The following is a 26,744-nucleotide window of genomic DNA, read 5'->3' as shown; positions in this document are numbered from 1 at the left end:
CATGGCAAACCGCAACGACGAGTCCAGCGAGCTGTCTCCCGCCAAGCGCATGCTGGTGGCCTTGGAGAAGATGCAGGCCCGGCTCAATGCCGTGGAGGGAGCCGCGAAGGAGCCCATCGCCCTCGTGGGCATGGCGTGCCGCTTTCCCCAGGCGGAGAACGTGGAGGCCTTCTGGCGGTTGATCCACGACGGTGTCGACGCCATCCGGGAGATTCCCCTCGAGCGCTGGCCGTCGGAGGACGTCTCCGGCATGGGTGAGGGGCCCATGCGCTGGGGTGGGTTCCTGGACGCGGTGGATGCCTTCGACCCTGGCTTCTTCGGGATCTCCCCCCGCGAGGCGGTGCGGATGGATCCCCAGCAGCGCCTGCTGCTCGAGGTGGCGTGGGAGGCGCTCGAGGATGCCGGACTGGACGTCGACAAGCTCTCGGGCAGCCGCGGGGGCGTCTTCATCGGTGCCTGCAATGACGACTACCACTGCATGCAGGTGGATCGCCCGGAGACGGGGGACGCGTTCAGCGCCACGGGCATCGCCACGAGCGTCCTCTCCGGCCGACTGTCCTATCTCTTCAACCTGCAGGGGCCGAGCCTGGTGGTGGACACGGCCTGCTCGTCCTCGCTCGTGGCGCTCCACCTGGCCTGCCAGAGCCTGAGGGCCCGCGAGTGCAACCTGGCGCTCGCGGGCGGCGTGAACCTGATCCTCTCGCCGCAGTCCGTGCGGCTCGTGTCCAAGCTGCAGGCCCTCTCGCCCGACGGGCGCAGCAAGGCCTTCGATGCCTCCGCCAATGGCTTCACCCGCGGCGAGGGCTGCGGGGTCGTCATCCTCAAGCGCCTCTCCGACGCGCTCGCGGACGGGGATCACATCCTGGCGACGATCCGTGGCTCGGCGATCAACCAGGACGGCAAGTCGACGGGGCTGACCGCGCCCAACGTGCTCTCTCAGCAGGCGCTCATCCGCCAGGCCCTGGAGAACGCCGGGCTGAAGGCGGAACAGGTGAGCTACGTGGAGGCGCACGGCACCGGGACCTCGCTCGGAGATCCGATCGAGGCGGAGGCGCTGCGTGAGACCTACGGCGTCCCTCGCCCCGACGGTGGGGTGTGTGGGATCGGCTCGGTGAAGACCAACGTGGGGCACCTGGAGGCCGCCGCGGGAGTGGCGGGGCTCATGAAGGTCGTCCTCGCGATGCGCCACCAGAGCCTCCCGCCGCACCTGCACCTCAAGCAGCTCAACCCCCGCATCCAGCTCGAGGGCAGTGCGCTCACCATCCCCACGCGGCTCACGCCCTGGAAGGGCACCGGGCAGCCGCTCCGCGCGGGGGTCAGCTCGTTCGGCATCAGCGGGACCAATGCCCATATCCTCCTCGAGGAGGCTCCCGCGCCCGCGCCGAGGCCCTCGCTGCCACGACGCCCGGAGTTGCTGCCCTTGTCGGCGCGCAGCCGCGAGGCGCTCCTGGCCCTCGCGCAGCGCTACGCGGAGCGTCTTGGCCGTGACGGGGGAAACAGCCTCTCCGACGTCTGCTACACGGCGTCCGCTCATCGCACGCACCACCCGCACCGTCTCGCGGTGCTGGCGGACTCCCACGAGCACACCGCCGAGCGGCTGCGGGCGTTCGTGCGAGGAGAGCAGCCGGGTGACGCCTGGGCGGGCCGCAAGGCGTTCGGCGTGCGCCGGAGGATCGTCTTCGTCTATCCGGGGCAGGGCGCGCAGCGGGCCGGAATGGGCAGGGCGCTGATGGAGAGCGAGCCGGTGTTCCGCGACACGCTCGTCAAGGTGGACCAGGCGTTGCGGCCCCATCTGGGCTGGAGCGTGCTCGACGAGATCGCCGCGGAGGAGGCGCGCTCGCGTCTGACGGAGATCGACATCAACCAGCCGGTGCTCTTCGCGGTCGAGGTGGCCCTCACGGCCCTGTGGCGCTCGTGGGGGATCGAGCCCGATGCCGTGATGGGGCACAGCATGGGCGAGGTGGTCGCGGCGCACGTGGCCGGGGCGTTGAGCCTCGAGGATGCCGTCCTCATCATCTGCCACCGCAGCAAGCTCATGCGCACCCTGGGAGGGCGGGGCGCCACGATGGCCATGGTCGAGCTCTCGGTGGAGGAGGCCGAGGCGGCGATGAGTCCCTGGAGCGGCAAGCTCTGGCTCGGAGGCCTGAATGGTCCCCGCTCGCAGGTGCTGTCGGGGGACCCGGAGGCGCTCAAGGAGGCCGTCGCGGCGCTCGAGCAGCGGGGCGTGTTCTGCCGCTGGGTGAAGATGGATGTGCCGTCGCACACCCCGCTGGTGGGGGCGATCAGCCGGGAGCTGGAAGGACGGATCGCGCGCATCACGCCCCGTTCCGCGCAGATTCCCCTCTGCTCCACCGTGACGGGTGAGTTCCTCGATGGAGCGAAGCTGGACGCCGCCCACTGGGGCAACAACCTCCGCGAACCGGTGCGCTTCGCGGCGGCGGTGCAGCGGCTCCTCACGAGCGAGCACGACACCTTCGTCGAGGTGAGCCCCCATCCCGTCCTGCTTCCCGCCGTCGAGCAGACGATGAACGGGGCGGGCAAGGAGGGGGCGGTGCTCGCGTCCCTCCGGCGTGGAGAGGACGAGCGGCACACGATGTTGTCCTCGCTCGGTGCCCTCTATGCCTCGGGCCACCGCGTCGCGTGGAACCGGTTGTACCCGGGCAAGGGACAACTCGTGCCGCTGCCCACGTATCCCTGGCAGCGCGAGCGTTTCTGGCTGGAGCCCGCTTCCCGGGGCGCGCGCCCGGCGCCGAGCACCTCCGGACACCCGCTCGTCGGCCAGCGCATCGACCTGTCCGCGCAGGGGGACGTCGCGCGCCTCTGGCAGGTGCAACTGGGGCCGAAGCACTTCCCCCTGCTCGCGGAGCACCGCGTCCAGGGCGTGCCCGCGCTGCCCGCGGCGGCCATGGTCGACATGGCGCTGAGCGCGGCCAGGCAGGTGCTCGGGGGGTCGGCCTTCCTCGAGGACATGTCCTTCAGCTCGCTCCTGTCGTTCCCCGAGGACGCGGAGCGGGTACTCCAGTTGTGGCTGTCGACGGAGCGCCCGGGAGCGAGCGCGTTCCGGCTCTTCAGCGCACCGGCCGTGCGCGACGGGGCGTCCACCGAGCCGACCTGGACGCTTCACGCCGAGGGCACCCTGCGGCACGGTGAAGCCTCCGTCGTGGAGGACGTGGCCCCGGCCGGGCTCGAGGAGCTCCGCGCGCGCTGTGGCGAGCAGACCTCCGTCGAGGCGCAGTACGAGACGCTCCGGGAGATCGGTCTGGAGTACGGCCCGAGCTTCCGCGTGGTGCGGGAGCTGTATCGGGTGAAGGGCGAGGCGCTCGGTCGCGTGCGGCTCGCCGACGAGCTGACGGCCGAGGTGGAGCGCTATGAGCTGCACCCGGTGCTGCTCGACGGCTGCTTCCAGGTCCTGGCGGGGGCGCTCGAGGGACTCGATGACGAGGGGGGCGTCTACGTGCCCGTGGCGCTCTCGCGGCTGCGTGTCCTGGCGCGCCCGGAAGCCGGGCTCTGGAGCCATGTCCGGATCCTCGACGGCGCCTCGGCGGGCTCGAGCGTGGTCGAGTGTGACGTCACGCTCCTGGATGAGCAGGGCAGGGTGGTGGCCGAGGTGCGGCGGCTGGTGTGCAAGAAGATCGGCGCCGCCAGCACGCCGGTCGACGAGGTGGGCCGGTGGATCTACTCCGTCCAGTGGCAGCCTCGGCCACGCCCGGCACGGACCGGGGAGGGGACCTCGCGGCGGGAGGGCCGCTGGCTCGTCCTCGCGGATGCGCGGGGCATCGGCCAGTCGCTGGCCGCGGCGCTCGCGGAGCGTTCCGGAGGCTGTGTCGTGGTGGAGGCGGGCGCCTCCTACGAGCGGCTCGGGGCGGAGCGCTACCGCGTCAATCCCGCCAGGCTCGAGGACTTCCAGACGCTGCTGCGAGAGGCTTTCAGCGAGCAGTCACCGTGCAGGGGCATGGTGCACCTCTACGGGCTCGACGCGTCCGACGCGACGGAGCCCGAATCGCTCGAGCGCGCCTTGTCCCTGAGCGGCACCAGCGTGGTGTACCTGCTGCAGGCGTGGGCACAGCGCGGATGGCGCGACGCGCCGCGGCTGTGGTTGGTGACGTCGGGTGTCCAGGTGCTCGCCGAGGGCGAGCAGGCCGGCTCTCCGGCCGCCGCGCCCCTCGCGGGCCTCGCGGCGGTGATCACCCATGAGCATCCCGAGCTGCGCTGCGCGCACGTGGACCTGAGCGCTCGGCCCTCGCCCGAGGAGCTCGCCTCGCTCACCGAGGAGTTGCTGGGAGATGGGGCGGAAGATCGGATCGCGCTGCGTGGAGCGGAACGCCATGTCGCGCGGCTGGCGCGGGGGACGTCCGGGCGGAAGTCGCCGGCACTCCGGGAGTTGACGGTGGAGGGCACCTATCTCATCACCGGTGGCCTGGGTGGACTCGGGCTGGAGGTGGCGAAGTGGCTTGTCCAGAGGGGTGCCCGGCACCTGGTGCTCACCGGGCGTGGCGCTCCCTCCGAAGTGGCGGAGCGGGTGCTGGGGGAACTCCGGGCGAGCGGAGCCGAGGTGCGCGTCCATCGCGCGGACGTCACGAGCGACGCCGACGTGGGGCTCGTGCTCGGATCGATCGCCGCGGAGATGCCCCCGCTGCGCGGCGTCGTCCACGCGGCCGGTGTCATCGCCGATGGTGTGCTGACGCAACTGGATGAGCCGCGGCTGCGCGCGGTGCTGGCACCCAAGGTCCAGGGCGCGTGGCACCTGCATGCGCGGACGCGGGGCCTTCCGCTCGAGTTCTTCGTGATGTTTTCCTCGGCGGCGTCGGTGCTGGGCTCGCCGGGCCAGGGCAACTACGCGGCGGCCAACGCCTTCCTGGACGCGCTCGCTCATCACCGGCGCGCGGCCGGACTCCCCGCGTTGAGCATCAACTGGGGGCCCTGGGCCGACGTGGGGCTCGCCGCCGCGGCGACGAATCGCGGCGAGCGCCTGGCCCTGCGGGGCGTGGGCAACATGCCGCCCGCCCAGGCCCTCGAGGCGCTCGGCCGTCTCCTGGAGTCGGAGGTCGCGCAGGCGGTCGTGGTGCCGCTCGACCTGCGGCAGTGGCGCGAGTTCTATCTGAGCGCGGCGCAGTCGCCCTTCCTCTCCGCGCTGATGCAGGAGCGGGAGAGCGGCACCACCCAGCGCAAGGGCAGCACGCGCGAGCTGCTGGCGGCGGCGGAGCCAGGCCGGCGGCTCGCGCTCCTGGAGTCCTTCGTGCGCGAGCAGGTGGGCCGCATCCTGCGCATGGAGCCGGGGCGCGTCGAGGCTGATCAGTCCCTCGGCGAGCTGGGAATGGACAGCCTGACGGGCCTGGAGCTGCGCAACCGGCTCGAGTCGGGACTGAAGCTCACGTTGTCCGCGACGCTCATCTACGCCTACCCCACGGTGCAGGCGCTGACGACGCACCTGTTCAGCAAGCTCGAGCCCGAGCTCGAGGCGGAGGCGCGGACCCTGGTTCGTCCGGTGGTGAGCGAGACCCGGGCCGCCACACCCGAGGCCCCGGCGGTACGGACCGTGTCCAGGCCGAAGGCCCCACGGGAGGAGGCCTCGGCGGACCACGGCCTCGAGCCCCTCGCCATCGTCGGCATGGGCTGCCGCTTCCCGGGTGGCGCCAACGAGCCGGAGGCGTACTGGCGGCTGCTGCGTGACGGGGTGGATGCCGTCAGGGAGGTCCCCGCCGAGCGCTGGAAGAGCAGCACGGACGCCGCGGAGCACAAGGGCACGCGCTGGGGCGGCTTCCTCGAGCGCGTGGATGGCTTCGATCCGGAGTTCTTCGGGATCGCCCCTCGCGAGGCCGTGGCCATGGATCCCCAGCAACGGCTGTTGCTCGAGGTCGCCTGGGAGGCGCTCGATGACGCGGGCCTGCCGAAGTCGCGTCTGGCGGGCACCCGGACGGGCGTCTTCGTCGGCGTGTGCGGCTACGACTACGCCATGTTGCAGGCGGAGCGCGGCGTGGAGGGCGACGTCTACTCCGTCATCGGCTGCTCCAACAGCGTGATCGCCGGGAGGCTCTCGTACCTGCTGGATCTGCGCGGCCCGGCCCTGTCCGTGGACACGGCCTGCTCGTCCTCGCTCGTGGCGTTGCACCTGGCCAGCCAGAGCCTGCGCAACCGCGAGTGCGACGCGGCGCTCGTGGGCGGCGTCAACCTGCTCCTCTCGCCGCGGCCCAGCTCCTGGCTCTCCAAGCTCATGGCGCTGTCTGCGGACGGGCGCTGCCGGACCTTCGATTCGAGGGCCAATGGCTTCGTGCGCGGCGAGGGCTGCGGCGTCGTCGTGATCAAACGGCTCTCCGACGCATTGGCCCATGGGGACAACGTCCTCGGGGTGATCCGCGCCTCGGCCGTGAACCAGGATGGTGGCTCCACCGGACTGACGGCGCCCAACGTGCTGTCCCAGCAGGCGCTGATCCGCGAGGCCCTGGCGGCGGCCCGTCTGTCGCCCCAGGAGATCGGCTACATCGAGGCCCACGGCACCGGTACGCCGCTCGGGGATCCGATAGAGGTCGAGGCCCTGCGGGAGACCTATGGCGCCCGGCGCGAGGACGGCTCCCCCTGCGTCCTCGGCTCCGCCAAGACGAACCTCGGACACCTGGAGGCCGCGGCTGGCATGGCGGGCCTCATCAAGGTCCTCCTCGCCCTGCGGCACGAGGCCATCCCGAAGCACCTGCACTTCCAGGCGCTCAACCCTCGCATCTCGCTCGAGGACACGCCCTTCGTCATCCCGACGCAGCAGCGGCCCTGGCCGGCCTCGTCCAGGCGCCGGTACGCGGCCGTGAGTTCCTTCGGCATCAGCGGGACCAACGCGCACGTCATCCTCGAGGAGGCTCCCACTCCGTCCCGTGCGCGCCCGGCCGCCGAGGCCGAGGCCCAGCTCCTCGCCCTGTCCGCGCGGAGCGAGGGCGCGCTGCGGACGCTCGCGCGCTCCTACCGTGAGTTGCTGGCCGATCCGCGCGGCGAGGCCCTCCCGATCGGGGACATCGCCTACACCGCCTCGCTCCGGCGCAACCACCACGAGCACCGTCTCGCCCTGGCCGGACGCTCGCAGCGGGAGTGGGGCGAGCAGCTCCAGGCCTTCCTCGAGGGCTCGGCGCCTCCGTACCTCTTCACCGGTGTCTCCGAGGGCCGGCGGGACAAGGTGGTCTTCGTCTTCGGCGGCCAGGGCTCGCAGTGGCAGGGCATGGGGCGGGATCTGCTCGCACGGAGCGAGCCCTTCGCCGCCGCGCTGCGCGAGTGCGACACGCTGCTCGCCCAGCACACCGGGTTCTCGATCACCGAGGCGCTCGAGGTGGAAGGCCCCGCGTCGCGGCTGGACGAGACGGAAGTGGCACAGCCCGCCATCTTCGCGATCCAGGTCGCGCTCGCGGCGGCCTGGCGCGCGCTCGGTGTCGTCCCCACCGCCGTCGTGGGTCACAGCGTGGGCGAGATCGCCGCCGCGCACATCGCCGGGGTGCTGAGCCTACCCGAGGCGGCGCGCCTGGTGGCGCACCGGAGCCGCCTCATGCAGCGCGCCACGGGACAGGGCCGCATGGCCGTGGTCGAGCTCTCGCCCGAGGAGGCCCGGCGTGAGCTCGAGCGTTACACCGAGCGGCTGTCCATCGCGGCCATCAACGACGCCCGCTCCATCGTCCTATCCGGAGAGCCGGCGGCACTCGGGGAGGTACTCGAGGCCCTGCGCGCGCGTGGCGTCTCCACGCGGGATCTCGGCGTCAACTACGCCTTCCACAGTCAGCAGATGGCATCGCTCCAGCCCGAGCTGATCGCGGCGTTGGGCCGTCTCGAGACGCGGCCGGCTTCCCTCCCGATGATCTCGACGGTGAGCGGACGGGCCATCGACGGCCAGGCGCTCGACGCGGCCTACTGGGCGAGCAACATCCGCGAGGCGGTGCGTTTCTCCGACGCCGTGGACACCCTGCTCGACGAGGGCCACCGGCTCTTCCTGGAGCTCGGACCGCAGCCGGCGCTCTGCCGGTACATCTCCCAGGCGCTCGAGCGCCGCGAGCTGGAGGGCACGGCGTTGCCCTCCCTGCGCAAGGGGCGGGATGGGCACACGGTGATGCTCGGCTCCCTGGGTGGGCTCCACGTGAAGGGCTTCCCCGTGGACTGGGCCCGGCTCTTTCCCTCGGGAGGGCGCCCGGTCCCGCTGCCCCTCTACCCGTGGCAGCGCTCCCGGTACTGGATCGACCTCGGCGACTCCGCGTCGAAGGCCCTCGCTCCGGCGGGCGCGGCGAGTGGCGTGGGTGGTGGCGTTCCGGCTCCGGGCACCGCTCGGCCGGACGAGTGGGTCTACGATCTCACGTGGAAGGCGCGGGAGCGCGGAGCGGCGTCACCGCGCGCGGGGCAGGGGACCGGCGTCTGGCTCGTCCTCGGCCATCGCGAGGGCACGGGCGCCGCGCTGGCCGCGCTGCTCGAGGCGCGGGGCGAGCCGTGCTGGTTGATCATCCCCGGTGATGAAGCGGCCGTCCTGGGCCGTGGGGTGCGGTCGATCGATCCGCGACGCCCCGAGCACTTCGAGCAACTGCTCCAGGAGGTCGGCCCGGTTCGAGCCGTCGTGCACCTGTGGGGAGCGGACGCTCCGCCCGCCTCGGAGCCCACGCTCGCGGAGGTCGAGGCCGCGCAGCAACTGGGGGTCCACTCGGCGGTGCGCCTCGTGCGGGCGCTCGCGAAGGGGGGGTCCGCGAGCGGTGCCCGGCTGTGGCTGTGCACGCGTGGCAGCCAGCCCGTGGGCGGGGTCGCGTGCGACGTGCCCCTGCATGCGCCCCTGTGGGGCCTGGGGCGTGTCCTCGCCCTCGAGCACCCGGACGTCTGGGGAGGGTTGGTGGATCTGGCGCCCGGCGCTCCGGTGGGCGAGGTGGAGGCGCTGTGGCACGAGCTGTCCGGTTCCGACGGGGAGGATCAGGTCGCCTTCCGCGGTGGGGCACGGTACGTGGCGCGCCTCGTCCCCGCGGCCCCGGCGCCCGCGCTCGCGCCCGTCGCGCTGCGTGCCGACGCGGCGTACCTCATCACGGGTGGCCTCGGTGGGCTGGGGTTGCACGTGGCCAGGTGGATGGTCTCCAAGGGCGCGCGGCACCTGGTGCTGCTGGGCCGCCGGGGACTGCCCGACCGCTCCGAGTGGCCGGCGATTCCCCGCGAGGGCGACATCGGCCGGCAGCTCGCCGCGATCGAGGCGCTGGAGGCCCAGGGCGCCGTCGTGCATGCCTTGAGCGCGGACGTGGGGGATCCGGCTCGCATGGCGGAGGTCCTCGAGTTCATTCGCCGGGGTCCGGCTCCGCTCAGGGGCATCATCCACGCCGCGGGCGTGTCCACGCTCGTGCCGCTCGAGACGATGGACGAGGCGGCGCTCACCTCCATCCTGCGTCCGAAGGTGAAGGGTGGCTGGGTGCTGCACCAGCTCACGCGCGAGCTGGCGCTGGACTTCACCGTCTACTTCTCGTCGGGCTCGGCCGTATGGGGCTCGACCCGGATGGCGCACTACGCCGCGGGCAACCAGTTCCTCGACGCGCTCGCCCACTACCGCCGCGCACGGGGCCTGCACGCGTTGAGCATCAACTGGGGGCCCTGGGCCGCCGAGGGCATGGTCGCCGAGGAGGGCTTGCGTTGGTTCGAGCGCATGGGCCTCGGAGGTGTCACCGTGGAGGGCGGGCTCCAGGTGCTCGAGGCACTGCTCGCCATGGACGTGACCCAGCGCAGCGTCGCCCCGGTCGACTGGAGTCTCTTCAAGTCCGTCTACGAGTCGCGGGCGCGCAGGCCGCTGCTCGAGGCGCTCGGTCCGGTCTCGGCGCCCGCGCCGCGCCCGGTGGAGCACGCCGCCGGAAGCGAGGAGCTGGCGCGGCTGCGCAACGCCTCGTCCGCGCGTCGCAAGGAGCTGGTGATCTCCTGGGTCCGTGAAGAGGTGGCCCGGGTGCTCGGCTTCGCGTCGAGCGCCGCGGTCAAGCTGGAGCAGGGCTTCTTCGAGACGGGCATGGACTCGATCACCGCGGTGGAGCTGCGGCGGCGGCTGGTGGCCCGGTTCGGTGTCCAGCTCCCGACCACGATCGCCTTCGATCGTCCCACCGTCCTGGCACTCGCTTCCTACCTCCTGGCGGACGTGCTCCGGCTGGACGTGGAGGAGAAGGAGGAGACCGGACGCGCCGTGAGCAGCATGACGGAGCCGATCGCCATCATCGGCCTGGGCTGCCGGGTGCCGCGGGCCTCGGGTCCCGAGGAGTTCTGGCGGCTGCTGGAGGGGGGCGTGGACGCCATCCGCGAGGTGCCCGCCTCGCGGTGGAAGCTCGACGACTACTACGACCCACGGCCGGGCATCCCGGGGAAGACCTACACCCGGTGGGGTGGCTTCATCGATGGGGTGGACCAGTTCGACGCCCAGTTCTTCGGGATCGCCCCCCGGGAGGCGGCGAACATGGACCCGCAGCAGCGCCTGCTGCTGGAGGTGGCCTGGGAGTCCCTGGAGCACGCGGGGATCGCTCCGGCGCGCCTGGCCAACACGCGTACCGGCGTGTTCGTCGGAATCGGCAGCAACGAGTACGCGATGCTCCACGGGGTGGGCAGTGACTCGGCCCCGGGTGACGCCTATATCGCCACGGGCAATGACTCGAGCTTCGCCGCCGGCCGGCTGGCCTACGTGCTCCGGCTCCAGGGTCCGACGATGAGCTTGAACACCGCGTGCTCCTCGTCGCTGGTGGCCGTGCACCTGGCCTGCCAGAGCCTGCGCTCCGGCGAGAGCAACCTGGCGCTCGCCGGTGGCGTCAGCATGACGCTCTCGCCGCACTCGACCATCTACCTCGCGCAGCTCCGGGCCCTGTCCCAGGATGGACGGTGCAAGACCTTCGATGCCTCCGCGGACGGCTACGTGCGCAGCGAGGGGTGCGGCATCGTGGTCCTCAAGCGCCTGTCCGATGCGCGGCGGGATGGAGACGACATCCTCGCCGTCATCCGCGGCTCGGCGGTCAACCACGATGGCCCGAGCAGCGCGCTCACGGTGCCCAACGGCGACGCCCAGCAGCAGGTCATCCGCGCCGCCCTGGCCAGCGCCGGGGTCGCGCCCGCGGACGTGGACTACATCGAGGCGCATGGGACGGGCACGTCGCTCGGCGATCCCATCGAGGTCCAGGCGCTGTCCAAGGTGCTCGGAGAGGGACGCACGCCCGAGCAGCGGCTGCTCATCGGCTCGGTGAAGACGAGCATCGGCCACCTGGAAGCGGCGGCGGGTATCGCCGGTCTCATCAAGGTCGTCCTCTCCCATCGGCATGGGGTAGTCCCGCCGCACCTGCACCTCGAGCAGCTCAACCCGCACATCGAGCTGGAGGGCTTCCCGTTGGACATCCCGACGCGGCCCACGGCCTGGCCGGAGCGCTCGCGCCCGAGGATCGCCGGCATCAGCGCCTTCGGCCTGAGCGGCACCAACGCGCACGTCATCGTGGAGGAGGCGCCCCCGTCCGCGCCTCTCGCGGCACCGCCCGGGAAGGGCTCGCACGTGCTCGCGCTCTCGGCGAAGACCCAGGGCGCGCTCACGCGGCTCGCGACGCGGGTGGGCGAGCACCTCGCCGCGCACCCGGAACTGGCGCTCGCGGATGTCTGCCACGCGGCGAGCACGCAGCGTACCGGGTTCGCACACCGGCTCGCGCTGGTCGTGGAGTCGGCGGAGCAGGCCCGCGAGCGGCTGCTGGCGTTCGCGCGGGGAGAAGAGGTTCCCCGGTTGGCCCAGGGCCGCGCCGAGGGCGAGGCCCCCAAGGTCGTCTTCGTGTTCACGGGCCAGGGCGCGCAGTACGCGGGCATGGGCCGGGAGCTGTACGAGACCGAGCCCGTCTTCCGTGCCGCCCTGGATCGTTGCAACGCGCTGCTCGAGGGCAGGTGGGGGGAGTCCCTCCTGTCGGTGATGCACGGGACGGGCTCGCGGATCGACGACACCGAGTACACGCAGCCGGCGCTCTTCGCGCTGGAGTACGCCCTGGCGCAGCTGTGGCGCTCCTGGGGCGTCGAGCCCTGGGCGGTGCTGGGTCACAGCGTCGGCGAGTACGTCGCCGCCTGCGTGGCGGGGGTGATGGACCTCGAGGAGGCGCTCGGACTCATCACCGAGCGCGCGCGGCTCATGCAGGCGCTGCCGCGCGATGGCGAGATGGTGGCCGTCTCCGCGAGCGAGGAGCAGGTCGCGGAGGCACTGGCTCCGTACGCGGATCGGGTGTCGATCGCGGCGGTCAACGGGCCGGCGGACACCGTGCTCTCCGGCGAGCGCGAGGCGGTGGAGACGATCGTCGCCGCGTTGCAGGCCCGGGGCATCAAGACCCGGCGGCTCACCGTGTCCCATGCGTTCCACTCGCCGCTCATGGAGCCCATGCTGGAGGCGTTCGAGCGCGCGGCCGGGAAGCTCTCCTTCCGGGCGCCTCGCATCCACCTGGCCTCCAATGTCACGGGCCAGCTCCTCGAGGACGGCGCCGTGCTCGACGCCGCGTACTTCCGCCGCCACGTGCGCGAGGCGGTGCGCTTCCACGACGGGCTGAAGGCGCTCCGGGCGCTCGGCGGTAGCGTGTTCGTGGAGATCGGCCCGCACCCGACGCTCACCGGCATGGCGCTCAAGGGGCTCGGGGATGACGCGGGCACCTGGCTGCCCTCGCTGCGCAAGGGCCATCCCGAGCAGGCGCAGATCCTCTTCAGCCTGGGAGAGCTCTACACCCGGGGCATGGAGGTGGACTGGGCCGCGCTGGACGGCGGACGCCGCCGGTCGCGCGTCGCGCTTCCGACCTATCCCTGGCAGCACCAGCGGCACTGGCTGGACGCCCCCAAGGCGCTCCGTCCGGTCTCGTCGGTCTCGGCCGCGCAGGCGCTCGTCGGGCAGCGGGTGCGCTCGCCCTTGAACAAGGCGCTCGTCTTCGAGGGCCGCTACAGCGCCCGGTCGTTGCCCTTCCTCGAGGAGCACCGGCTCTACGGGACCATCGTCGTGCCCGGCTCGTGCCACATCGCGCGCATCCTCGCGACCGCCGCCCAGTCGTTCGGGGCCGGGCCGTACACCCTCGAGAAGTGCCTCTTCTCCCAGCCCATCGTGCTCGCGGACGAGGAGGAACAGCTCGTTCAGCTCATCCTCACGCCCAAGGGGCCGGGCCGGTATGACTTCGAGCTCTACAGCCTCTCCGCCTCCGCGGACGAGGAGACCGAGGGCTGGCTGCTCAATGGCACGGGGACGCTCCAGGTGGGCGGAGAGGGACCCGCGCGCCCGGCGCCGCTCTCGCGGCGGGAGATCGAGGCGCGCTGCTCGCGCCAGGTGGACTCGGGAATCTACGAGCGCAACTGGGACATCGGGTTCCACCTCGGCCACGCGTTCCGGTGGATCGAGCACATCTGGAGCGGCGGGCGCGAGGCGCTCTGCCAGATGCGCATGCCGACGGAGCGGGATGATCCGGGGCTGTACCTGCACCCGGGTCTCGTCGACTCCTTCCTGCAGGCGATGGGCACGGATCTCCTCCGCGAGGACGCGGGGCTGAGCACGGTCTACGTCCCGATGTCGGTGGAGCGCTTGCGCTTCCATGAGCGGCCGAGCGGCCCCGTGTGGGCCTATGCCGTGCGCCGGGACGTCGAGGACACCCTGGGGGAGGTGATCACCGGCGACGTGTATGTGGTCGACGCCGAGGGGCGGGTGCTCATCGAGCTCGAGGGGGTGAAGCACAAGCGGGCTCCGCGCGAGGCGCTGATGTCGGTGCTGCGCCACGGCCAGCGCGATGCCCTCTACGAGATCGGCTGGAAGCGCCAGCCGCTGCCCGAGGGTGGGGTGCCCGCGTCCGGCCGCTGGCTCGTGTTCACGGATGGGTCGGGTACCGCGGAGGCGCTCGCCGAGCGGCTGCGGTGGAGTGGTTGCCGCCCCGTGCTGGTCCACCCGGGTGAGGCGTTCGTCCGCCACGACGGAGAGCATTTCACCCTCGATGCCCAGCGCGCCGAGGACTACGCGCGGCTGCTCGAGGAGGCGGTGCCACCGGGCGAGTCGCTCGGGGGCGTCGTCCACCTCTGGGCGATGCGCGGGCCTGGCGGAGGGGGCGTGGAGTCGCTGCACACGGCGCACCTGCTGGGCTGTGGCAGCGCGCTGCATCTGGCCAAGGCGCTGGTGGGCGCGGCTTCCACCGCTCGCCTCTGGCTGGTGAGCCGTGGAGCCCGGACGCTCGTGTCCGGCTCGGCGCCACTCGCGCTGGAACAGGTCCCGCTCTGGGGCCTGGGCGCTGTCTTCTCGCAAGAGCACCCCGATCAGTGCGGTGCGCTCATCGACCTGGAGCCCACCGCCTCCGAGCAGGATGCGCTGGCGATCTGGCGCGAGCTCGGCGCCACGGATGGCGAGCGGCAGGTGGTGATCCGCGAGGGGTGGCGCCACGTCGCGCGGATGCGTGCGTCGCGTGACGAGCCGAGGGACGCGATGCCGCGGTTGCGGCCGGACGCGAGCTACCTGCTCACGGGCGGTCTCGGTGGGTTGGGCCTCTCGCTGGCGCGGTGGATGGTGGAGCAGGGAGCGCGCAACCTGGTGCTCGTCGGGCGTGGCGGGCCCAGGCCGGAGGCCCAGCAGGCCCTTCGCGCCCTGGAGGCCGCGGGCGCGAGGATCCTCGTCCTCCAGGCGGATGTGTCGAAGCGGGAAGAGGTCCGCCGTACCCTCGAGGAGGCGGGGCGGCTGGCCCCCGTGCGCGGCGTGGTCCATGCGGCGGGTGTCCTGGACGACGGCGTCCTGCTCCAGCAGGACTGGGAGCGCTTCGCCCGGGTGCTCGCACCCAAGGTGGACGGCGCGTGGCACCTCCATGAGTTGACGCGGGAGGGGGAGCTCGACTTCTTCGTCCTGTTCTCCTCGGCGGCGACGCTGCTCGGAGCACCGGGGCAGGGCAGCTACGCGGCGGCCAATGCCTTCCTGGACGCGCTGGCGCATCACCGGCGTGCCCTGGGGCTTCCGGCGCTGAGCATCAACTGGGGCCCCTGGGCCGAGGTCGGCATGGCCGCGCGGCTCGCGTCCCACTTCCAGGCGCAGGGCATCGAGGCGTTCTCTCCGGACGTGGGGCTGCGGATGTTCGGCCGGGCACTCGCTCACGGGCAGCCGCAACTCACCCTCCTGCGGGTCCACTGGTCGCGCTATCTCGCGCAGTACCCGCGGGGCGCGGCGCCGACCCTGCTCGCGGAGCTCTCCGGCCGGGCAGTGGCCGAGCCCGAGGCCAGTGAGCAGCCGTCCGCCGAGTTCCGGCGCCGGCTCGAGTCGGCGGAGCCACGCCAGCGCCTGTCGCTGCTGATGGAGCACGTGCGCGGCGAGGCGGCGCGGGTGCTTGGCCTGGAGGCGTCGTCTCCGCTGGAGTCCCGGCAGCGGTTGTTCGAGGTGGGCATGGACTCGCTGATGGCGCTCGAGCTCCGCAAACGCCTGCAGAACAGCGTGGGGGCAGCGCTGCCGTCGACCCTGGTCTTCGACTACCCGACGACCGAGGCGCTCGCGAGCTACCTGCACGACGAGGTGCTCGGTCTGAAGGAACAGCCGGGTGGAAGCGCGCAAGGGGAGGCCCAGGACGCGGCGCTCCTCGAGCGCATCATGGAGCTATCGCCGGATGAACTCGCCGCCTCCCTGGAGGCGAAGCTCTCGGCCCTGATGGAAGAAGGATCATGAGCAAACAGGAAAAGCCGGCCGAGCCCTCCGCGCTTCAGCGCGCCGCGCTCCTCGTGGAGAAGATGCAGGCACGTCTGGACGCGGTGGAGCGTGCCCGGACCGAGCCGATCGCCATCATCGGAATGGGGTGCCGTTTCCCGGGTGGCGCCGTGGATGGCCCGTCGTACTGGAAGCTGCTGCGCGACGGCGTGGATGCGCTGCGCGAGGTGCCCGGGTCCCGTTGGGACGTGCCCGGCCATTACGATCCCACCCGGGGAGTCCCCGGCAAGATGTACGGAATCCGAGGCGGCTTCCTCGATGACGTGGAGCGCTTCGATGCTGGGTTCTTCGGCATTGCCCCTCGCGAGGCGGCGAGCCTCGATCCGCAGCAGCGGCTGGTGCTCGAGGTCGCGTGGGAGGCGCTGGAGAACGCGGGCGTCGTGCCCGACTCGCTCGTGGGCAGCAAGACGGGCGTCTTCATGGGCGTGATGTCCAGCGACTACATGGCGCGCCTGTTGAAGGACAACGACGCGACCCGCTTCGACGGGTACACGGCGACGGGCAACGGGTACAGCTTCGTTCCGGGCCGGCTCTCGTACGTGCTCGGGTTGCAGGGGCCGTGCATGCCGGTCGACACCGCGTGCTCGTCGTCGCTGGTCGCGCTCCACCTGGCCAGCGAGAGCCTCCGTGCGGGCGAGTCCAACCTGGCGCTGGTGGGCGGGGTCAACCTGATCCTCTCCCCGGAGACGACGATCTGCCTGTGCAGCATGCAGGCGCTCGCGGGCGATGGCCGGTGCAAGACGTTCGACGCGGCCGCGGACGGGTACGTGCGAGGGGAGGGATGTGGCGTCCTCGTGCTCAAGCGGCTCTCGGATGCGCAGCGCGATGGCGACTCCATCCTCGCGTTGCTGCGCGGCTCCGCCGTCAACCATGACGGGGCCAGCGGTGGACTGACCGTGCCCAACGGGCCGGCGCAACAGGCGGTCGTCCAGCGGGCGCTCGACAACGCGCGCATCGCTCCGGCGCTCGTGGGGTATGTCGAGGCCCACGGCACCGGCACGCCGCTCGGGGATCCGATCGAACTCCGAGCGCTCGGCACCGTGCTCGGCAAGGGACGTCCGGCGGACAGGCCCTTCTTCATCGGCTCGGTGAAGACGAACATCGGCCATCTCGAGCCGGCCGCGGGAATCGCCGGGGTCATCAAGACGATCCTCTCTCTCCAGAACAAGGAGATCCCCCCGCATCTGCACTTCCGCACCCCCAACCCGCATGTGGAGTGGGAGCGCATCGCGGCGCGGGTCCCCGTCGAGCGCGTCCCCTGGCCGGTCCACGAGGGGCGGCGCATCGCCGGCGTGAGTTCCTTCGGGTTGAGCGGAATCAACGCGCACGTGGTGTTGGAGGAGGCTCCCGCGCCCACCGGCACCGCGGCGCCGGCCGAGGACGGCAAGCCGCAGCTCGTCCTCCTGTCCGCGAAGTCGCCTCAGGCGTTGTCCGAGCTGGCGGGGGCATGGAGTTCGTTCCTGAAGAGCGAGGAGGGGGGCTCACTCGCCGACATCAGCTACACCTCGACCCTGCGCCGCGTGCATCACGACCACCGGCTCTCCCTCGCGGCGAGGTCCAGGCAGGAACTCCTCGCGCAGCTCGAGGCGTTCGCCGCCGGACAGAGCCATGCCGGCTTGTCCTCGGGGTGCCGGAGCGCGGGGCTCGCGCAGAAGATCGTCTTCGTCTTCCCGGGACAGGGCTCTCAGTGGCTCGGAATGGGACGGAGGCTGTACGCGGAGGACACCACGTTCCGGGAGGTCATCGACCGTTGTGACGAGGCGATGCGCCGTCACGTCGACTGGTCCTTGCGCGAGCTGTTGAAGGCCCCCGAGCAGCAGCCCCGCTGGAATGACATCGACGTCATCCAGCCGACGCTGTTCGCCATGCAGGTGGCGCTCGCGGCGGTGTGGCGCTCGTTCGGTCTGGAGCCTCACGCCGTGGTGGGGCACAGCATGGGAGAGGTCGCCGCGGCGCATGTCGCGGGAGCGCTCTCGCTGGAGGACGCGGCGCGCATCATCTGCGAGCGGAGCAGGCTGCTCAGGCGCGTCAGTGGCCAGGGCGCCATGGCCGTCGTGGAGCTCTCCCGGGAGCAGGCGGAGGTGGAGATCCGGGGACTGGAGGAGAGGATCGCCATCGCCGTGAGCAACGGTCCGAAGTCGACGGTCCTCTCGGGAGAGCCGGCCGCGCTCAAGGAGGTGCTGGAGCGCCTGCAGGAGCGCGAGGTGTTCTGCCGTTGGGTGAAGGTGGACGTGGCGTCGCACAGCCCGCAGATGGATCCGTTGCGGCCGGAGTTGCTGGAGCGGATGGCGGCCATCCGCCCCACCGCGAGCACGGTGCCGCTCTATTCCACGGTGACGGGAGCGCCCATCGATGGTCGCGAGCTGGGGGCGCCGTACTGGGTGCGCAACCTCCGCCAGCCGGTGCTGTTCGCCGACGCGGTGCAGCGCCTCATCCAGGAAGGCAATGTCCTGTTCGTCGAGCTGAGCCCGCATCCCATCCTCGTGCCCTTCGTGGATGCGATGTTGAGGGAGGGGGACAAGTCGGGGCGGGGGCTCGTGGTGCCGAGCCTGCTCCGGGACCAGGAGGAGTGGCAGAGTCTGCTCTCGTCCCTGGGCGCGCTGGCCACCCGGATGGACCGCGTGGACTGGTCGCGGCTCCATCCACACCAGCGCCGCCGGGTCGCGCTCCCCACCTACCCGTGGCAGCGCGAGCGGCACTGGCTGGAGCTGGAGCCCACCGCCTCGCGGGGCCGGCTCCCAGGCGCGAGGGCCGGAGGGCATCCCCTCCTGGGGGCCTCGTTCACGACCTCCGTGCGGGAGGAGACGCGTTTCTGGGAGTCCGCGCTGAGCGCGAACGAGCCGTCGTACCTGGCGGATCACCGCGTGAGCGGAGCGGTGGTGGTGCCGGGCGCGGCCTACCTGGAGATGGCGCTCTCGGCGGCGCGTGAGGTGTCCGGACAGCCGGCACACGAGCTCGTCGACATCGCCTTCAAGGAGGGCTTGCTGCTGCCGGAGGGACGGGCGCGCACCGTCCAGATGGCCTTGAGCGACGAGGGCGGAGGCTCCCTCTCGTTCCAGCTCTCGAGCCAGAAGACGAGCACGGAGGCGAACGTCCCGGCGGGCTGGATGGCACACGCCGTGGGACGGATCCGTCCCCTCCAGGCGGGGCAGTCCGAGTGGGCCTCCGAGCCGCTCGAGGCGATCCGGGAGCGTTGCCCCGAGGTGCTCGCCCAGGCGGCGCACTACGAGGAGCTGGCGCGCCGGGGAGTGGCCTACGGACCGGCGTTCCAGGGCGTGCAGCAGGTGTGGCGTGGCCGCGCGGAGGCGCTCGGGCACGTGCGCCTGTCGGAGTCACTCGCGGCGAGGGCCTCGGCGTATCGGATCCATCCCGCGCTGCTCGATGCATGCTTCCAACTGGTGGCCGCGGCCGTTCCCCAGGAGGACCTGACGCCCGACTCCGGTCCCGCCGTGCCCGTGGCGCTCGCCTGCCTGCGGCTCCACGAGCAGCCGGGGCCGGAGGTCTTCTGCCACGTGCGGACGCGGGCTCGGGAGGGCGCGCGGAGCGGCGTGTACGAGTTCGATCTCGTGCTGCGCGACGCGTCCGGCCGGCTCGTGGCGGAGGCACTCGGGCTGCGCATCCAGCAGTTGGAGGCCCCGGCCGCGGCGGGGAAGGATCTCTTCTTCTCGCCCGAGTGGCGGCATCAACCCACCGTTTCGCCGGCCCCGCCCGAGGCGAATGGGCGCTGGTTGCTCGTCGCCGACGGCGGCGAGCTGGCCGACGCGGTCGAGTCCCTGCTGCGGGCGCGCCATGGAGAGGTCTTCCGCGTCGACCTCGCGGGGGCGGGGCAGGGGCGCCGCGTCGTGGATGCGGCTTCTCCCCAGGCCTTCGACGGTGTGCTGGCGGAGGCGTTTGGCGCGGGCGCGGCTGCCCGTGGGGTGATCCACCTGGCCGGGCTGGGAGCGCGCGAGGTGGAGCCGCTGATGGGGTGTGGAGGCGTGCTGCATCTCGTCCAGGCCCTCTCCCGGGCGAGCCTGACGAGCCCGCCCCGGTTGTGGCTCGTCACGCGGGGCGTGCACCACGGCTCCGCGAGCGGGTCGGCCTCCGACGTGGTGCAGGCCCCGCTGTGGGGCCTGGGCCGCACGCTCGCGCACGAGCACCCCGAGCTCAAGTGCACGCGCGTGGACGTGTCCACCGCGATGGGCCCCGGGCACGCCGGAGCGGCGCTGGTGCGCGAGTTGCTCGTGGCCGACGCGGAGGAGGAGATCTCCCTTCGCGCGGATGGCCGCCATGTTGGTCGCATCGCGCGCGGCACTCCCGGCGGGGCGCCCGACGAGGCCGTGGTTCCGGTGGGAGGCCGGCCCTTCCGTCTGGAGCACGACGCGCGAGGCGGGCTGGCGCTCAGGGCCAGCGCGCGGCGCCCGCCCGGGCCGGGGGAAATCGAGCTCGAGGTGGCCTCGCTGGGGGCTTCCGGCGAGGGTGCCGGGCCGGAGCGGTGGGAGGGAGGCGTCGTCGGATGCCGTGGGCGGGTCGTGGCCCGTGGCGAGGGCGTGGAGGACGTCGCGGTGGGCGAGGAGCGGATCGCCCTGGTGACGTCGGGCCTGGGCTCCCACGTGCTCGTTCCCGCCGCCTGCACGGCCCCATGCAAGCTCTCCTCTTCGCATGGGGAAGCCGCGGTGCTCGCGGCGACCGTCCTGCCCGCCTGGTACGCGCTGTTCCACCTGGGACGGCTCGAGAAGGGGGGCCGCGTGCTGATCCTCGGGGCCGCGAGCGGGCTCGGGCGGGCCGCGGTCAAGCTGGCGAGGCGGGTGGGGGCGGAGGTCTTCGCCACCGCCACGACGGCCGGGCAGCGGGCGCCCCTGCGGGAGCTCGGGGTCGAGCAGGTGCTGGATCCGGGCGAGGCCTCGTTCACCCACCGGCTCCTGGACATGACGGGGGCACGCGGGGTGGAGCTGGCCGTCATCGCGCCGGGCGCGGTCGAGCTCGAGCGAAGCCTGTCCGTGCTGAGCGAGGGGGCGCGTGTCCTCGATCTGCGCGCGTCGGGAGCGCCGGCCCGTGCCGGTGATGCGAACGTCGCATGGTGCGTGGTCGACGTGCCGGAGCTCGTCCGCCGCAAGCCCGGGCGGTTCGCCCACCTCTGGCGGGAGGTGAGGGACACCGTCGAGGCGGGGGGTCTGCCACCGCCAGTGGTGCGGAGTGTCTTCGCCTCTCCGTCCGAGGGCGGAGCGGTGGATGCGCTCACCCTCGCCCTGAACGATCCGGAGGCGCGCGTCGTGGTACCCGCGGCGGAGGCACGCCGGCTTCGCTCCGATGGGACGTACCTCGTCACCGGCGGGCTGGGTGGACTGGGCCTCGCGGTGGCGAAGTGGATGGCGGAGCAGGGCGCGGGCCACCTCGTGCTCGTCGGGCGTGACACCTCCCTGACACCGGAGCAGCGGGAGGCGGTGGCGGCGCTCGAGGCCACCGGGGCTCGCGTGCGGGTGGCCGGGGCGGACGTGTCGGACCGGGCACAACTCGCCCGGGTGCTCTCGGAGATCGCGGAGGGCGGTCCCCCGCTGCGAGGCGTCCTCCACGCCGCTGGCGTGCTGGACGATGGTGTCCTGGCGCAGCAGACGGTGGAGCGGTTCCGCCGGGTGATGGCTCCCAAGGTCCTCGGTGGCTGGAACCTGCATGTGCTGACGCGCGAGGCGCCGCTCGACTTCTTCGTCCTGTACTCGTCGGCGGCCTCTCTGTTCGGCGCACCGGGACAGGGCAACTACGTGGCCGCCAATGCCTTCCTCGACGCGCTCGCCCACCATCGCCGGGCGCTTGGGCTGCCTGGCCTGAGCATCAACTGGGGACCCTTCTCGGAGGTCGGTCTGGCCGCGGCCCAGGCCAATCGGGGAGCGCGCCTCGCTCAGCGGGGCTCGGACAGCCTGACCCCCGCGGAGGGCAACGCGCTCCTGGGACGGCTGCTCGATGGCGGGGTGACCCAGATGGCGGTCATGCCGCTCGAGCTCCGCAAGTGGGTGGAGTTCTATCCCCGCGCGAGGTCCTCCCCCTGGCTCTCGGAGCTGGTCCCGGCCGGCCCGGGCGCGGAGCCAGGTGGAGCGAGGGACGTGGCCCTGCTCGAGACGCTGCGGACGGCGACCCGGCAGGAGGCGCGGGAGACCCTGGAGCGGTTCGTTCGCGAGCAGCTCGCCCGGGTGCTCCGCCTGGGCTCCGCGCGCATCGATCCGGAGGCGCCGCTGCAGGGCTTTGGCCTCGACTCCCTGATGGGGCTCGAGCTGCGCAACCGTCTGGAGTCGGGGCTGGGGCTGTCGCTGCCGGTCTCGTTGATCTGGAAGCACCCGACGCTGGCGGCGCTCTGCGAGCACCTCCTGGGCGAAGTCATGGATCGCACCCTGGCCGAGACGCTCGCACGAGCGGGTGAGGGTGCTGGACCGGTGGCGGATGAGACCGCCGCCGACGACAACGAGGTTCTTGTCCTATGAGTGTACGTGAGCTGTTGGGCACCCTCGCGGCGAAGGGTGTGCGCCTGCGTGTTGACGGAGACTCGCTCCGGGTCGAGGCGGGCAAGGCCGTCCTCACCCCGGAGCTGCGCGCCGAGCTGTCGGCGCGCAAGGGGGACATCCTGGCGTTCCTGCGCAAGCACTCCCCGAGGGACGAGGCGGGGAGCGCGTCGGCACAGGCCCTCGCGAGGCCCGAGGTCATCCCGCTGTCCAGCGGGCAGGAGCGGCTCTGGTTCCTCGATCGTCTCTCGCCCGGCTCGCCCCAGTACAACGTTCATCTCGGCATCCGGGTACGCGGCACGCTCGAGGGCAAGGCCCTGCGCCGGAGCCTGGACGAGCTCGTGCGCAGGCACGAGGTGCTCCGGACGAGCTTCCCGGAGGTGGAGGGCAGTCCCCGGCAGGTCATCGCGCCCCCCGACACCGGAGTGGAACTGACGCTCGTGGAGCTGCCGGGACTCACGGAGCAGGAGCGCGAGGAGGAGCTCCAGCGGCGCTCGGACGCACTGGCGCGGCATTGCTTCGAGCTGGCGAAGGGTCCGCTTCTTCGTGTCACGCTCGTGGTCCTGGGCGCCGACGACTTCGCCCTCTTCGTGACGAAGCACCACATCATCACGGATGGCTGGTCCCTGGGGGTCTTCGTCCGGGAGTTGTCGGCGCTGTACGCGGGCTTCGTCCGGGGACAGCCGGCCGCGTTGCCGCCCGTGTCGATGCAGTTCGCCGAGGCGGCCTTGCGCGAGCGTGCGTGGCTGGCCGGGGACTCGGGAGCGCGCGAGCGCGCGTACTGGAAGCAGCGGCTCACGGGTCTGCTCCCGCTCCAGCTCCCCGTGGATCATGCGGTCTCCACCGCCACGAGCCATCGCGGCGCCACCGTGCCCCTCTCCCTGTCGCCAGCGCTCAGCGAGGCCCTGCGGGAGCTGGCCAGCCGGGAGGGATGCAGCCTGTTCATGGTGCTCTTCGCCGCGTTCTCGGCACTCCTGCATCGCTACTCCGGGCAGGTGGACTTCGGTGTGGGGACGGTGATCGCCAACCGGGGGCGCGTGCCCTCGGAGCTGCTGGGCTTCATCGCCAATACCCTCGTGCTCCGGTGTGATTTCTCGGGTGGGCCGTCCTTCAGTCAATGGCTGGCACGTGCCCGCGGCGTGGTGCTCGAGGCACTGGATCACCAGGCGCTGCCGTTCAGCGAGGTGGTGCAGGCGGTGGGCGCGCCGCGCGATGGTGGGCTCAACCCGCTGGTGCGGGCCTGCTTCACGCTGGAGAACATTCCGGCGCCGGCCCTCGAGCTGCCGGGGACGAGCTGGTCCTTCCTGAAGGGAGCCCCGGACGGCAGCGTGGAGGGGACGGCCAAGTTCGAGCTCTCGCTGATCATGGCCGCGGGAGACAAGGGCCTGGTCGGCATGCTCGAGTACTCGAAGGAGCTCTTCGAGGCCTCGACGGCGGAGCGGATGGTGGGGCACTTCCAGCAACTGCTCGAGTCCATCGTGGCCCACCCCGAGGCGCCGCTGTCGACGTTGCCGCTGTTGACCGCGGACGAGCGCGGAATGCTCCTCGCCGAGTGGCACGGTCCGGTGATCGACGTCCCGGCGGTGTGCATGCACGAGCTCGTGCAGGCCCAGGTGGAGCGGACTCCCCAGGCGGTGGCCGTGGTGAGCGGGCAGCGAACCCTCACCTACGCCGAACTCAATCGCCGGGCGAACCAGCTCGCCCATCATCTGCGGCGGCTCGGCGTACGGTCCGAGGTGCGTGTCGGCCTCTGCGTCGAGCGCACGGAAGAGATCGTCATCGGACTGCTGGCCATCCTGAAGGCCGGGGGCGCCTATGTCCCGTTGGATCCCGCCTATCCGAAGGAGCGACTGGCGCTGATCCTCGAGGATGCCCAGGTGCCGGTGCTGCTCACGCAGCAGCGCCTCGTCTCGGAGCTCCCCTCCACCCAGGCGCGTGTGGTGTGCCTGGACACGGACTGGCCGACCATCGGAGCCGAGAGCGACGGGAACCTCGAGCGCACCACGGCCCCCGAAGCGCTCGCCTATCTCATCTACACCTCGGGCTCCACCGGCAAGCCCAAGGGCGTGATGATCGAGCACCGCAACGCCGTGGCCTTCCTGGTGTGGGCCCTGCGTGTCTTCTCTCCGCGCGAGCTGGCGGGGACACTGGCCTCGACGTCGATCTGCTTCGACCTGTCGGTCTTCGAGCTCTTCACGCCCCTGTCCTGTGGCGCGAAGGTGATCGTCGCGAAGAACGCGCTGGAGCTGCCGGAACTGCCCGCGGCCCGGGATGTGACGCTCATCAACACCGTTCCCTCGGCCATGGGCGCGCTGCTGCGAGCGGGCGCCGTGCCACCCTCGGTGGCCATCGTGAACCTGGCGGGTGAAGCGCTCGCGGGTTCGCTGGTCGAGCAGCTCCACCGGCTCGACCACGTGCGCGACGTGTTCAACCTCTATGGTCCGAGCGAGACCACGACCTACTCGACGTTCACCCGGGTGGACCGCGGGCAGACGCCCACCATCGGGCGCCCCGTCGGAAACACCCAGGTGTACGTGTTGGATCCGAACCGGGAACTGATGCCCCTCGGTGTGCCGGGCGAGGTCTACATCGGCGGCGCCGGAGTCGCGCGCGGGTACCTGGGCCGGCCGGAGCTCACGGCGGAGCGGTTCGTCCACTGCCCCTTCGGTGGGGAGCCCGATGCCCGCATGTACAGGACGGGAGACCTGGCGCGGTGGCTCCCGGACGGGCAGCTCGAGTACCTGGGCCGGATGGACCACCAGGTGAAGCTGCGTGGCTTCCGCATCGAGCTCGGGGAGATCAGCGCGGTGATGTTGGAGCACCCCGGGGTCCGCGAGGCGGTGGTGGTGGTGCGGGAGGGACAGGGAGGGGACCCGCGGCTCGTCGCCTATCTGGTCGCGCGTGGAGAGACGGCGCCCGAGCCCGCCGAGCTGCGTGACTACCTGAAGTCCAAGCTGCCCGAGTACATGGTCCCCCTCACGTTCGTGCGCCTCGACGCGATGCCGCTCACGCCGAACGGCAAGGTGGATCGTGCCGCGCTGCCGGCACCGGAGAGCGGGGGCTCGGGAGTGGCGAAGGAGCACGTCGCGCCGAGGACTCCCGGGGAAGAGGCCCTGGCCGCCATCTGGCGCCAGGTCCTGGGCGTGGAGCGGGTCGGCGTCCACGACAACTTCTTCGAGCTCGGGGGGCACTCGATCCTGCTCTACCGGGTGCTCGTCCTCGTGCGCTCGGCGTCTGGAATGGACCTCCCGCTGCGTGCCCTGCTGAGGGCGCCGACCCTGGAAGAGATGGCACGGGCCATCGAGGCCGCGAGGACGGGCTCACTGCCCCACCATGACGTGACGGTGGAGATGGAAGCGGATGCCGTGCTGGATGCCGGGATCGATCCGGGCAAGGTGGCTCCGCCGGTGGCGGGGGTCGCGCGCACCCTGCTGCTGACGGGCGCCACCGGCTTCCTCGGTGCCTTCCTGCTGGAGCAGCTCTGCCGCCAGACGCAGGCGCGCGTCTATTGCCTCGTGCGCTCCGCGACGGAGCAGGAGGGGATGCACAGGATTCGCAAGAACCTGGAGAGCTACTCGCTCTGGAGCGAGGCCCTGGCGTCTCGCATCGTCCCTGTCCGCGGGGATATCGGCCAGCCCCTGCTGGGGCTCTCCGAGACGGAGTTCCAGCGGCTCGCGGAAGAGGTCGACGCCATCTATCACAACGGCGCGCTCGTCAATTTCCTCTACCCCTACGAGTCCCTGCGGGCGGCCAACGTGCTCGGCACGCGGGAGATCCTCCGGCTCGCCACGCGGACGCGCGTCAAGACGCTGCACTATGTCTCGACGGTCTCGGTCCTGCCCCTGGGACGCGAGGATCCGATCCGGGAGGACGAGCCCCTGGCGGGGCCCGCGAACCTGGTGGGAGGCTATGCCCAGAGCAAGTGGGTCGCCGAGAAGCTCGTGCGGGAGGCCTCGCGGCGCGGGCTTCCGGTGACCATTTTCCGGCCGGGGAGGGTGACGGGCCACACCCGGACGGGAGCCTGGAACACGGACGATCTGGTGTGCAGGACCCTCAAGGGGTGCGTCCGGATGGGGATGGCGCCCAACATCGATGCCCTGCTCGACCTGACGCCCGTCGACTACGTCAGCAGTGCCATTTTGGACCTGTCCTTGCGCCCGGAGTCGATCGGCCAGACCTATCACCTCGTCAATCCGCGGCTCGTGCGCGCTGATGAGATGTGGAGCCACATGCGGGCTTTTGGATACGGGTTGCGTGTCCTCCCGTATGACGAATGGCTCGCCGGGCTCGCCTCGGCCGCCGCGTCCGACAGCGAGCTGGGAGATCTGCTCATGTTCCTCCAGCAGGTTCCGCCCGAGGACCGGAGCGTCGGAGGGCCGCGGATGGTGGTCTGCGATTGTGGCCACACGCTCGAGGCCCTGGCGGCAACGGGGACGTCCTGCCCGCCGGTGGACACCGCGCTGATTTCGACCTACCTCTCAGCGCTCGTGCGCCGCGGCTTCCTCGATGCACCGGGACGCGATGCCGCTCCTGGACGAGGCGCCGCGACGTCCGCCGGGTGACGTGGCCCCGGGCTCCCGCCTGGCTGCGCCTGACGAGGGCGCAGC

Annotated in this window: 3 protein-coding genes; all 3 read left to right on the top strand. The window is 71.9% G+C overall.

All coding sequences use genetic code 11. The features are described from left to right. Position 1: 1 nt before the first annotated feature. From CYFUS_RS31590 to CYFUS_RS31580, 3 genes are read left to right on the top strand one after another with little or no spacing between them, the layout of a single operon-like run. A complete protein-coding gene (locus CYFUS_RS31590; RefSeq protein WP_095988602.1) occupies positions 2-15,628 on the top strand; it encodes a type I polyketide synthase in 15,627 nt (5,208 codons plus the stop codon). Then, entirely contained in the window at positions 15,625-22,119 is a 6,495-nt protein-coding gene (locus tag CYFUS_RS31585) for a type I polyketide synthase (protein WP_095988601.1), read from the top strand. The genes CYFUS_RS31590 and CYFUS_RS31585 overlap by 4 nt, the downstream gene beginning before the upstream one ends. Next, entirely contained in the window at positions 22,116-26,699 is a 4,584-nt protein-coding gene (locus CYFUS_RS31580) for a non-ribosomal peptide synthetase (RefSeq protein WP_095988600.1), read from the top strand. The genes CYFUS_RS31585 and CYFUS_RS31580 overlap by 4 nt, the downstream gene beginning before the upstream one ends. Positions 26,700-26,744 lie beyond the last annotated feature (45 nt).

Origin of the sequence: Cystobacter fuscus (genome assembly GCF_002305875.1) — a bacterium.
GTDB lineage: Bacteria > Myxococcota > Myxococcia > Myxococcales > Myxococcaceae > Cystobacter > Cystobacter fuscus_A.
This window is presented reverse-complemented; position numbering and strand designations above follow the sequence as displayed.